Genomic DNA, 11,845 nt, shown 5'->3' on the forward strand with positions numbered 1-11,845 from the left:
CTAGCCGAATTTTTCTTCGCAATTTGTATAAATGATTGCATTGCGCTTTGCATTTTGCAAATTTAATGCTTAAAAAACGAGAAACGCCCTAAAATTGGCGTAAAAAAATTGGCACGTTAAATGCTGTTATAACATTGACCCTTATGGGTCACCTAGCCAACTGACGTTGTTAGTGAACTTAGTATTCACAAATTACAGCCAATAGAATTTATTTCTACTGGCTATTTTTTTATCTGTCAGTCGGAGGCCATAACACGAAATCAGCTATTCACAATGAACTGCTGACGCAATTTTTCAATTTGATCTCGTTTCTCAGCCGCCGCTTCAAATTCCAGATCCTGAGCATGCTGATACATCTGTGCTTCCAACTTGCTAATCTCTTTTTCAAGCTGTTGCGGTGTCATCACATTGTAAGACTGGGACGGCTCTGCGACCTTGGACAACGGAACCTGCTTATTAGTTCGTTGTTTTTTGCTCTTAGCAATATCGCCAAGTTCCATAATATCTTTAATATTACGTTTCAGTGCCTGCGGCTCGATGCCCATCTTATCATTATAGGCTTGTTGTTTCTCTCTACGACGGTTGGTTTCTCCCATCGCCTTGTGCATAGATTTCGTTACACTATCGGCATAAAGAATAGCTTTACCACTAATATTACGTGCCGCACGACCAATAGTCTGAATCAGCGAACGCTCAGAACGTAGGAAACCTTCTTTGTCAGCGTCCAGAATAGCGACCAACGACACTTCCGGCATATCCAAACCTTCTCGCAGCAAGTTGATCCCGACCAAAACGTCAAATTCACCCAGTCTCAGGTCTCGAATAATTTCCACACGTTCAACCGTGTCGATATCAGAGTGGAGATAACGAACACGTACGTCATGTTCCGTCAGGTACTCTGTTAAATCTTCTGCCATACGTTTTGTTAGCGTGGTGACCAACACACGTTCGTCCTTAGCAGATCGAATACGGATTTCGGACAGCAGATCATCCACCTGAGTCGCCACTGGACGAACTTCCAATTCAGGATCAAGCAGACCTGTTGGACGAACGACTTGATCAGCCACCTCGCCATCTGATTTCTCTAGCTCGTAGTTACCTGGCGTTGCGGATACAAAAATGGTTTGTGGTGCGAGAGATTCAAACTCTTCGAATTTGAGCGGCCGGTTATCCAAAGCAGAAGGCAAACGGAAGCCAAATTCCACCAGCGTTTCTTTACGTGAACGGTCACCTTTGAACATGGCGCCAATTTGCGGCACGGTTACGTGAGATTCGTCGATCACTAACAAACCATCATGGGGCAAGTAATCAAATAGGGTCGGTGGCGGCTCGCCCTCACTGCGACCACTGAGGTAGCGAGAATAGTTTTCGATACCAGAGCAGAAGCCAAGCTCTGTCATCATTTCAATATCAAATTGAGTCCGCTGAGAAATACGTTGCTCTTCAAGTAGCTTGTTGTTGTCCAACAAATGCTTTTTGCGACTTTCTAATTCAACCTTAATATTTTCAATCGCATCCAAGATCTTATCTCTTGGCGTAACATAGTGCGTTTTCGGATAGATGGTAAAACGAGGCAAATCGCGCTGCTTGACCACACCCGTCAGTGGATCGAAGATACTGATACAGTCGATTTCATCATCAAACATTTCAATACGTACCGCATCTTGATCGGATTCCGCAGGGAAAACATCGATCACTTCACCACGAACACGGAACTGTCCTCGCTCAAATGCCACATCGTTGCGGCTGTATTGCAATTCAGCCAGACGGCGCAAAATATCTCGCTGATCCATTACATCCCCGCGGCGTACGTGCAACATCATTTGTAGATAAGACTGAGGATCACCCAAACCGTAAATTGCGGAAACAGAAGCCACAATAATGGCATCTTTGCGTTCAAGTAAGGCTTTGGTCGCGGACAGGCGCATTTGTTCAATGTGGGCGTTTACAGAGGCATCTTTCTCTATAAATGTATCGGTAGTCGGTACGTAGGCTTCAGGCTGGTAATAGTCGTAGTAAGAGACGAAGTACTCGACAGCGTTATTAGGGAAAAATGATTTCATCTCACCATAAAGCTGTGCAGCCAAAGTTTTATTCGGTGCGAGTAGAATCGCAGGGCGCTGAGCCTGTGCTATCACATTGGCAAGGGTAAAAGTTTTACCTGAGCCAGTAACCCCCAGTAAAGTTTGATGAGCGAGACCTGAATCCAACCCCTCCAGTAACTGGTTAATCGCTGTTGGCTGGTCACCTGACGGTTGGTAATCCGAAACCAAATCAAAAACTTTGCTCATTTGCACCTCACCCGCACATGAAGAATAAATTCGGTCTATTTTGACTGTATAAATATACAGAAACAATAGCTAGAGAAAAAATAACCCTCTGTTTTAGAAATTTTGCACTGTTAACGCTAGATCCCAATATTCAATCCTGCTATTATCTCTCGCCCTACTCGGGAACCATCTTAATAATCTTCCAAAATTCTCACACAGCTTATTCACATTTCTAGTTAAAATCTCAACTTGTCCACATTGATCAAAAAATCCTAAAAATCATAAGAACAGATCTAACCTTCACCTGATGCTTTAATATACAACAAGTTAGCTAATGATCTTTTATGATTATTTTTAGAGCTAAACACCTATTATTGCTCAGTTTATTCATTGCTCAAGATTCATCAACATAGTTATCCACAATTTTGGTGGATAAGTAAATCTAGCTTAGGCAAATCAAGGGCTACAAAAAAGTAAAGCACTTTTTATCAAAAAAATTTAGACCATTCAGGCGATTTTGAGGTTGACAGCGTTTCGTCTCGCCGATAATATTCGCTGCGCTTAAACGCAATTCCCCCTTAGTTCAGTTGGTAGAACGGCGGACTGTTAATCCGTATGTCGCAGGTTCGAGTCCCGCAGGGGGAGCCAAATTCAAGAAGAAAGACGTCCTAGGACGTCTTTTTTTGTATCTAAACGTAGCTACTTCAAGGGATTGCATTCTCTTAACGTCTTATCCAGACCGATACTAGCTTAGAAGTTTAGGTACACAAATAGGTACATTGTCCGTATGTTCCAATTTACGGTGTACCAATCATGGCAAGAACAACTAAATCTTTAACAGATAAACAAATCTCTAACGCTAAACCACAGAATAAAGAGTACACACTCTTTGATAGTAACGGCCTTCGTCTACGTGTAAAAATAAACGGCACAAAAACTTGGCTCTTTAACTATACACGCCCACACAGCGGTAAACGCGCTAACATGACTTTTGGCAGCTACCCTAGCCTTTCACTTACTAATGCAAGAAAGAGAGCTCTTGGAGCGATAGAGACGCTCCAGCAAGGCATTGATCCTCAAGTTAAACTCAAGAACCAACAAATAGTCGAGCAACAACGTTTGGAGTCTACATTAGCTGAAGTTACAACTAACTGGTTAGAAGTAAAAAGTGTCACCATCAGTGAAAAAACACTTACAAACCTTAAACGCCTTTTAGAACGCCACGTGCTCTCAAAGCTTGGCAAATATCCCGTTACAGAACTAACAGCACCATTAGTAATCAACGCACTTCAACCACTTCAAATTAAAGGGCATCTAGAAACATTGCGAAGAGCCTGCCAACGCATAAATGAGATAATGAATTTTGCTCAAAATAAAGGACTGATCGAGTTCAACTCACTGACAAAAATCCATTCCGCGTTCCTGAAACCTGTAGTGACTAATATGAAGTCGATTAATACAGATGAACTGCCTGATTTAATGAAGACACTGACAAGAGCCAGCATCATGTATACCACTCGTTGTATGATTGAATGGCAACTTCACACGATGACTCGACCAGCTGAAACAGCCGAAGCCCGTTGGAGTGAAATTGATTGGGAAGAAAATCTATGGGTTATCCCCGCAGAAAGAATGAAAAAGCGAAAAGACCACTTAGTTCCCCTGACACCACAAACCTTAAGTTTATTGAATGAGATGAGAAAAATAAATGGTGGAAGCGAGTACATCTTCGCTTCTTATAAAGACCCAATGAGACCGAGCAATAGCCAGACTGCCAATATTGCTTTAAAAAGAATGGGCTTTAAAGGTCGTTTAGTCTCCCACGGCTTGCGCGCCTTAGCGAGCACGACATTGAACGAAACTAAGCTTTTTCACAATGATGTTATTGAGTTAGCGTTAGCTCACGTAGATAAAAACCAAATTAGGGGCATCTACAATCGAGCATTATACCTGAACCAGCGTCGAGAGATGATGCGTTGGTGGAGCAACTACATCGAAGAGGCTTCTCAAGGAATATCCCAAAAAACGCCGAACGACTCGTATTGAACTGCCGCCAAATGAGTTACTACCGACATCGACAAGGCTTGCACCCCATTGAAGTGCAGCTAAAACGAGAATCTGTATCAAGCCCTTGGCTGGTGGTGTTCTTTGCCAGCTTCTCATATCTCGACGACAACAGCACATCCGTTGAGCCTGAGTTGTACTTTCACCTTGCAAACCAATGGTGCTATCAGCCCGATGTGGGGAGCACTGATTTATCCCACCCTGAAGTACAAGAGCTGCTATCGGTATGGATGAAAGCCTTTGCTCGTCATCTTTCCAGAAACGTCTTTGACGACATGCAACTGAAGATGGTCGGAACGTTCCACTAACTTCCACTCTGTTATTTCTTATTTGAATCCTGAAACAAGGAGGACTCACTATGTCTAAATTAAACTTCACAGCATCATCACTACCTGTGTCAACGAAACTGCATAAACTGCTTGGTACGTTGTTCACCACTCATTTACTTAACAATGAAACTCTTGCCACCAGCCGTTATCTGGTGTTTAACTTTCGCGATAAAAGTTACAGCGCGGATGCTGGGGGCTTCCATCCGGTTGAGATTTCAATTTGCCACACCTCGACAGGAGAATGGAGCATTGAGTACATCACTGACTTCGCCTATATGGGAAACCATTACCCGGAGCTAGAGCGCAACTTAGATTTTGATTTTCGGGTTGGACAGTTCTTTGTGGCCTATCGTGGCTGGCTGCCAATACAAGGTAGCCGTGATGCTAAAGCGCTCTATCGATTGTGGGAGTGTAACTTTCTAGCTTATGTCGACATGGACTCTTACAACGAGATAGCCGTCACCCCACAATAGCTCATGACTGCCCTTCTCCTAAACACCATTAAGCTTGTCACCGCTCTTATTACTTTGTTTACCCTCTCACCTTTCTTTGGCGCTATCGGAACTCTGACAACGTTAGGTTTTCTGGTGGTGCTGCTGATTGGATTATTGGCAGTAATTGCAGAGCTCAGTGATAAGCATAAGCCTCGTTAATGTTAATCGGCTCACGCTTCAGTATGTCCGATTGATGCTGTTTTCACCGTTGGACATTATGTGTCTGACTCACCTCTACTCTCCCGACATTAAATGTCCACCTCCGGTCTTGGAGCTTTGATGTATTGAGAGTGTAGTCATGAGCAATAAAACCAGCATTGAAGGGTTATCCGCTTTGCTGCACACGCTGATGCTTATTCCTCAACATCGTTGGATTACCGTTAGGGAGTTGCAGCAGCAGTTAGCCCTACTCGATATCCACCGCACCACTCGCAGCATTAAACGCTACCTTGATGACATCATTGTGGAGGTGTTTAACGTGGAGTGTGATTCGATGAGCATGCCCCATGTTTATCGGAAAACTTCAGAACAATTACTGAAGCTCAACAAGCAGGAGATGCTCTATTGGCAGTTGACTAACAAGTACTTACTGCCGCTTGTTCCTGATGCACTGAATTACGGGCAAGGTCGCTCCTCGGAGAGAGACAAACCCTTACCCTACAAGGGTTCGGCGCATTCAAAAGAGCAAGCATGGTTAGCCAAAGTCCATGTGTCACTGCCCACTATTCGTGAGTGGAGTAATGAGCATCGGCAAGTATTGAATGCGGTACACACTGCATTACTGAACAGCCGTATGCTTAAGATATCGAGTCAAGTTTTGCAGCAAGAGAAAGCGCTCATCGAACCACTGGGACTCTCGGTTCAATGTGACGCGCTCTTGCTGCTTTTTCGATTATCCAGTCAACCCACGATACGCACCCTAGCCTTGCCTTTGATTGATGAGGCCAGTGTATCGACGTTTTCTTTTACCTATCCCACCGATTTCAATCTAGAGCAGTTCATGCATGAACATGCTGAAATCCGTGCATCCCAAATTTAACTCACCACTACGGAGAGATACCCATGAATACCCCCATTCGAACCATCATGATGAGCGTGCTGATTTTCGGAGTCACCGCTTGTAGCGAAGAAGAAGCACAAACCGTCACCGCCGATATAGAAGTGTCGATATCCACCAACCCACATTGGGGAACACTGACTTTTGATATTCAAGCTATCACTGACAGCACAGTAATAAGCAATGTCACTGTCAATCGAGGCAACTGTCGCCTACCCGCAGGTACAACCTCTGAACTCTCTAGAAACGTTTCATTGAAATTCGGTGAAACCTACACCGGATACAGCAACAACTGCACCGTAGACAGCGTGAAAGAAATCGAAATCACTTCCAGTGCTGGCACCTTTGTCTACACCTTCTAACTTTCGACAAATCCAACTTTACCCAATAAGGAAACACCATGAGTCACACTACAACGAATATTCTCGTTCTACTCGCAACTCTAATTACGCCTTTTGTTTTCGCTCAGGGAGGGGGAGCATTAGGAGGTAACCCATCTGTAGAAACAGGTGCCGTCAACATCAGTGTAGGTAAGTGCACTCAATACAAAATGGATGTAAAAGCAGCACAAGAGGCAGGTAAGGACGCATCGACCATTACAGTCCCTAAGGGCTGTGAAGCTATCACAGAACAGTAGTGCCACCAGCCAAAGCTAAAAATGACAATGGGGAGCAATTACGCTGTCTCTTATACACAAATCCCTAAGCCATAGCTTGGGGATTTTTTTTGAACTAATTGCATGTTCCATGATCTGATCATCTAAGCAATGACAAGGATGATTATCATGACCTACTTAGAGCCAGCCCTTTGGGCACAAAAGCAATTTGGTCAAGCTCACCTTAATGACCCAAGACGCACTCAAAGACTCGTTGCGCTCGCAGCCTCACTGGCTGAACAGCCGGGTGTACCCGTCTCGAAACTCATTATCTCACCTGCTGATATGGAAGGCGCTTATCGTTTTATCCGTAATGAGAAAATCAAAGCAGAAGATATCGCAGAAGCGGGATTTTATGTCACAGCGCAAGAGGCTTTGAAGCAACCAACCCTTCTTGCATTAGAAGATACGACTTCTCTAAGTTACGCCCATCGCAGCATACGAGATGAACTCGGGCACTCCAATCAAGGCGACCGACATCGCGCTGTGTTTGTACACTCGACTTTACTCTTCGCTCCCGACACTAAAACGGTTGTTGGCTTAATTGAACAACAACGCTGGACGCGAGATATTGAAAAGCGCGGGCAAGGACATCAGTACGCCACTCGACCCTACAAAGAAAAAGAAAGCTATAAGTGGGAGCAAGCCTCCCGTCATGTTGCAGAACGACTTGGTGAGAAAATCACAGACGTTATTTCTGTGTGCGATAGAGAAGCCGACCTATTTGAATACCTCACTTACAAACAAGAGCAACAACAGCGATTTCTCGTTCGCTCTATGCAAAGTCGATGTATAGAAGAGCATGATAATCGCCTTTATGACTATGCCTCCACACTCCTCTCAGCAGGAGAAAAAGTGCTCAAGATACCGCAAAAGGGCGGCCGAAAAGCTCGCACTGCTCACCTAGATATTAAATATGCTCGTGTCACGCTGAAGTCTCCGGCCAATAAGAAAGCGTTCGACAATATCCCCCTCTACTATGTTGGGTGTATCGAGAAAAATGGAGGTAGTGATAAGCTCGCATGGTACTTACTCACCTCAGAGCCAGTAACGAGTAAGGAAGTGGCACTTAAAATCGTCAGTTACTATGAGCTACGCTGGCTAATAGAGGATTTTCATAAAGTCTGGAAAAGTGAAGGCACTCAGGTCGAGCAACTGAGAATGCAAAGTAAAGATAACTTAGAGAGGCTTAGCGTCATTCTGGCCTTTGTCGCGACTCGCTTGCTCCAGTTGAGGTTTATGAATGAATCGAACGAGTTATCCAATCGAAGTTGTGAACAGGTGTTAAAAGGTAAAGCGCTTCCGAAAGAAGCACCTAATATATCATGGGCTTACAGAGGTATTGCCCAATTAGGTGGTTGGAAGAACACTAAGCGAACGGGACGTGCATCGATAAAGGCATTATGGAAAGGATGGTTTAGGTTACAAACCATCCTTGAGGGGTATGAACTCGCTAAATCTCTTGATTAACCAGACTTGTGATCAAGAGACAGAGCAATTACGCTCCCCACTATTTTTTTGATACTTAGAGTCAAGGGAACACCCTCAACTGTATAATCAAGACTCTACAAACTGAAGGCCCATAACCCAATCAGACACTTTGACAAAGTTGAGCGTATCCACGTTGTGTTTCTTAAACGCTTTTACCACTTTCTCATGCACCATGATATGAGGGTAACTACTGAATTTAGGCATAAAGATCAAACGCTCTTTTTCTGGCACTTCTTCTAACTTTTCATCACTCAAACAGTATTTTTGAATTTTCTGCCCCTCTCTATTGGGGTTTCTTTTCCTAATGGCACACCTATCCATATCCAACACATCCATTTTTTCAAATACGTTAAACACCCAGTAGTCGTCATGACTGTTACCGTTATCATCTACAATCACACCGGGGTAAACCTGACAACATGCATTGTCTATATTGCCAAGGGATTGTTTAATTTCATCAGAAAATACTGGATAAGCGATGCTCATATGCGCTTGCTTAATTGGCCGAAATAGCCCTCTCGCCAAATCTTCTTCGCGATAGGCGTTGACAAAAAACATTGGTTCACTACCAGTCAACTTGGTGTACTCATAATCACGATGGTCCGAACGGTCATGCGTAGTTAGGTATAAAGTGTTTTCATCGTAACTTTTAAAAACAATATAGTATTGATCGTTATATTGACTCATTTTCCTACCTTAAGAGTCTGACTTGGTACATGATCGTTTTGGCATTCCCGAATAAACAAATCAAACAAATACCATGCCCTTTAGTATTCATCTCCAAGCTGATAACTTTCAATGGAATAAAATTTGAGGTAAGGAATTTCTCTCTCCAGCTTCCTCTTGATGGTTTTATGTACAACTATTGGAGCTAAGTCATCTCCCCCTATCTTGAAAACCAATCTATCTGACTCCGGAATTTCATCGAGAATAACATGATTAAGGCTGTATTTTATGACATGTGGTTCATCATCAGGATCATCATGCTCATAAACTGAGCGATTTCTATCCCAACAATCAAGAGATTCATATATATTAATTAAAAAGTAATTATCTTTGGTGTTGTTTATTATTGCCGGATACAGTTTCCCGCCATAAATGCCGTCATCAAAAACCTCTTTTAGATCTTCAGATATAATAAAGCTAGGTGTGCAGAATAACATCTCAACATCATCATCTAACGTTTGGTTATTCTTGGTGCTAAATCTTAAAGCTGGCTCTCCATAGATGAGTTCACGGTAATGAAACCTGCGAAGTCCGGTAGAATCAGAAGGTATTACTGAATATCCTTCAACATCATAATCTGGACTCATAATGTAGTATTCATGATCGTATTTCATTTTACTTTCCAACTTCTAGCGAACATACGTCAGATGGTTAAATGTCTATTCAATACTGAATAGTCTTAGCGCGATATTCATAATATTGCAATGGAACCCATCAACGACAAAAGGTGGGAGCGATAACTCCCTTCCTCATTGGGTGAGACGTGTATCTAATACTCTGAAGCATCTCATATCAAGCTCAATAATATTAGTTGTCTTTGGGGTCACGAATTTTTAATGTTGGTCCCCATATTCAAATTCACTGACTTTAAAGAATTTGATGCCTTTAACATCGTATTTCTTAAAAATATCGACTACTTTTTGATGAAAAAAGATTTTTCCTCTTGATGTATTTCCGAGCTGAAAAATTAAACGTTCGTTTTCTGGAATAGCATCCAGCACATCTTCTCGAAGTCGGTAATTATCCATATCTGGTTTAATAGAAAACCCATCAATGTCCTTACTTCCATCACTTGGCATATAGAATTGACTTCTCTTTAGATCGATACAATCTAAGTCATCAAAAGTATTCAGTGCCCAAACTCCTTCAACAGCATTATTTTGTTCATCTTGAATGATCGCAGGAAAAAACTGACTGCCGTAAAGGCCTGCTTCAAGCAGCTCTTTAAGTTTGTTTGTGACCACAAAGTTCGGTACGCTAAATGCTATAGTGTAATCTTGCTGCAAATAATCCAAATTATCATTATCAGAGACAAAAGTGAGTGGCTTTATACCAAAACTCAACTTTTCAAACTTCCAATGAGTATTTGCCGTATATGAGGTTGGTGTGAGGTCATTGTCATAGTCCTCAAATTCATAATCCGGGAATACAATATAATAAGATTCATCATAAATATTCAAAGCATTACCTTTTCTTAATCTATAATAAATAACTTATTTAGGATTAGAGTAAAACTCTAAACAAATTCCATTCCAAAACGATATTGACTAACTTTGAAAAAGTTTACTCCTTTGATATTATTATTGGAGAAAATATCAACAATTCGTTTATGGACAAATATATTTGTAACGTCAGTATTATCCATTACAAAAATCAATCTGTCATTCTCAGGTATTTCATCTAAAACTTCATGAGAAAGATGAAATGATTTAATAGAAGGCAGAACATCTATTCCTTGTAAGGACTTGGCCCCTCCAGGGTATACGGCAATTGATTTATTTCGGTCCCAACAATCCAAAGGTTTAAAGACATTTAGCGCCCATACATCCTCTCTGATTCCTTTATCTTCACCTTTTACAATGGCAGGATAAAATTTAGAACCGTATAAGCCTTCTTCCAACTCAACCTTTAACTTGTCGGTAACAACAATACTGCCTATTGGGAAAAATATCTCATAATCACCACTAGCAAAGCTCAAATCAGATGTTTCGGTTGTAAAAATTAAAGGTTTTTGTCCAAAATCAAGCTCTTCTGAGTCATAGTTTCGCTTTGCTGAAGAGTCATCAGGTTCAATGTCATATTCTTCATAGTCTGGATTTGCAAACAATAAATAGTAATCTTCATTGTAATCTTTCATTTTATCTACCGACTTCTAACTTATATGGGACTTGTTTAAAACTACTAAACTTTGCATGATCTACATTTCGATTGCAAACTCTTGATTCACCTATACTATATTTTGCAAACAAAGCGGGACCTGAGGTTTCTCCACCACAGCCAGGTTCATTTTTCTCAAATGCTTTGTAAGCTTTTGTTAAAGGTATTTCAAAGTCACTAATTTTTGATAACACAGAACGACTATACAGGCTAATATACCTTCGAACTGTTCTCTCATTACCAGTAGCACAATTATCTTCTAACTTTTTAGTTGCATTCCTCAACATATTCGCAATGTGCTTATGGTAGGATTTAGGATGGTCATCATCACTATCATTATTGTCTACAAAACCAGGATGATTACCTCGATGAACCTGAACCCTTAAATAACAGGCTGCATCCATTTCATTAGGCAGAGCTACTAAATTCTCTTTAACGTTAATATCGTACCCATAACTAATTAACTCTTAGTCTTTTTTTGATTTGATAAAGCCCTGTTGCGACAACAAATGATGCACTTGCATTTTTATCCCATGATTAATAGGGTGATTAGGATCTTTTTTAGCCGGATCCAGTACAACTTCTCTATATCCTTTTGCCAT

Annotated in this window: 15 protein-coding genes and 1 tRNA gene; 9 read left to right on the plus strand and 7 right to left on the minus strand. The window is 41.7% G+C overall.

Translation table 11 applies throughout. The features are described 5' to 3' along the window. Nucleotides 1–260: 260 nt before the first annotated feature. The gene (uvrB, locus tag IX95_RS01475) at nucleotides 261–2,291 is read right to left on the minus strand and encodes an excinuclease ABC subunit UvrB (RefSeq protein ID WP_006963019.1); all 2,031 of its coding nucleotides are present in this window, start codon (nucleotides 2,289–2,291) and stop codon (nucleotides 261–263) included. A 551-nt stretch (nucleotides 2,292–2,842) separates the two neighbouring features. Between uvrB and IX95_RS01480 the strand changes: the two genes are divergently transcribed. The 9 genes from IX95_RS01480 (at nucleotide 2,843) to IX95_RS01520 (ending at nucleotide 8,339) form a co-directional block, all read left to right on the plus strand. Continuing rightward, nucleotides 2,843–2,918 (plus strand) — tRNA-Asn (locus IX95_RS01480). A 165-nt stretch (nucleotides 2,919–3,083) separates the two neighbouring features. Continuing rightward, the gene (locus tag IX95_RS01485; protein WP_038156198.1) at nucleotides 3,084–4,316 is read left to right on the plus strand and encodes an integrase domain-containing protein; all 1,233 of its coding nucleotides are present in this window, start codon (nucleotides 3,084–3,086) and stop codon (nucleotides 4,314–4,316) included. After that, nucleotides 4,247–4,642 carry a DUF2787 domain-containing protein gene (locus tag IX95_RS01490; RefSeq protein ID WP_051912416.1) on the plus strand — a complete coding sequence of 132 codons (396 nt, stop codon included), beginning with the start codon at nucleotides 4,247–4,249 and terminating at the stop codon, nucleotides 4,640–4,642. The genes IX95_RS01485 and IX95_RS01490 overlap by 70 nt, the downstream gene beginning before the upstream one ends. Before the next feature lie 50 nt (nucleotides 4,643–4,692). After that, on the plus strand, nucleotides 4,693–5,136 hold the full coding sequence (locus tag IX95_RS01495; protein ID WP_038156202.1) for a DUF2787 domain-containing protein: 444 nt from the start codon (nucleotides 4,693–4,695) through the stop codon (nucleotides 5,134–5,136). A 3-nt stretch (nucleotides 5,137–5,139) separates the two neighbouring features. Then, nucleotides 5,140–5,316 carry a hypothetical protein gene (locus IX95_RS26200; RefSeq protein ID WP_038156203.1) on the plus strand — a complete coding sequence of 59 codons (177 nt, stop codon included), beginning with the start codon at nucleotides 5,140–5,142 and terminating at the stop codon, nucleotides 5,314–5,316. A gap of 139 nt (nucleotides 5,317–5,455) precedes the next feature. After that, entirely contained in the window at nucleotides 5,456–6,196 is a 741-nt protein-coding gene (locus tag IX95_RS01505) for a WYL domain-containing protein (RefSeq protein ID WP_038156205.1), read from the plus strand. A 23-nt stretch (nucleotides 6,197–6,219) separates the two neighbouring features. Further along, nucleotides 6,220–6,576 carry a hypothetical protein gene (locus tag IX95_RS01510; protein WP_038156207.1) on the plus strand — a complete coding sequence of 119 codons (357 nt, stop codon included), beginning with the start codon at nucleotides 6,220–6,222 and terminating at the stop codon, nucleotides 6,574–6,576. 38 nt (nucleotides 6,577–6,614) lie between these two features. Continuing rightward, nucleotides 6,615–6,851, plus strand: a complete 237-nt coding sequence (locus IX95_RS01515; protein WP_038156209.1) for a hypothetical protein — start codon at nucleotides 6,615–6,617, stop codon at nucleotides 6,849–6,851. Nucleotides 6,852–6,998: 147 nt separating this feature from the next. After that, entirely contained in the window at nucleotides 6,999–8,339 is a 1,341-nt protein-coding gene (locus tag IX95_RS01520) for an IS4 family transposase (protein ID WP_038156211.1), read from the plus strand. An 87-nt stretch (nucleotides 8,340–8,426) separates the two neighbouring features. On the opposite strand, the gene IX95_RS01525 is transcribed toward IX95_RS01520, so the two are convergent. The 6 genes from IX95_RS01525 to IX95_RS26925 all read right to left on the minus strand — a co-directional run bounded on the left by IX95_RS01525 (nucleotide 8,427) and on the right by IX95_RS26925 (nucleotide 11,845). Further along, nucleotides 8,427–9,047, minus strand: coding sequence for an imm11 family protein (locus IX95_RS01525; protein ID WP_038156213.1), 621 nt, complete (start codon nucleotides 9,045–9,047; stop codon nucleotides 8,427–8,429). 80 nt (nucleotides 9,048–9,127) lie between these two features. Next, nucleotides 9,128–9,700, minus strand: coding sequence for an imm11 family protein (locus IX95_RS01530; protein WP_038156215.1), 573 nt, complete (start codon nucleotides 9,698–9,700; stop codon nucleotides 9,128–9,130). Nucleotides 9,701–9,919: 219 nt separating this feature from the next. Further along, nucleotides 9,920–10,546 carry an imm11 family protein gene (locus IX95_RS01535; RefSeq protein WP_038156216.1) on the minus strand — a complete coding sequence of 209 codons (627 nt, stop codon included), beginning with the start codon at nucleotides 10,544–10,546 and terminating at the stop codon, nucleotides 9,920–9,922. A 56-nt stretch (nucleotides 10,547–10,602) separates the two neighbouring features. Further along, nucleotides 10,603–11,223, minus strand: a complete 621-nt coding sequence (locus IX95_RS01540; protein WP_038156217.1) for an imm11 family protein — start codon at nucleotides 11,221–11,223, stop codon at nucleotides 10,603–10,605. Nucleotide 11,224: 1 nt separating this feature from the next. Then, on the minus strand, nucleotides 11,225–11,704 hold the full coding sequence (locus IX95_RS01545; RefSeq protein ID WP_081885387.1) for an AHH domain-containing protein: 480 nt from the start codon (nucleotides 11,702–11,704) through the stop codon (nucleotides 11,225–11,227). Between the two features lie 6 nt (nucleotides 11,705–11,710). Then, complete coding sequence (locus IX95_RS26925) at nucleotides 11,711–11,845, minus strand: hypothetical protein (RefSeq protein WP_268745318.1); 135 nt, start codon at nucleotides 11,843–11,845, stop codon at nucleotides 11,711–11,713.

The sequence above is a fragment of the Vibrio sp. B183 genome (genome assembly GCF_000740665.1).
Lineage (GTDB): Bacteria > Pseudomonadota > Gammaproteobacteria > Enterobacterales > Vibrionaceae > Vibrio > Vibrio coralliilyticus.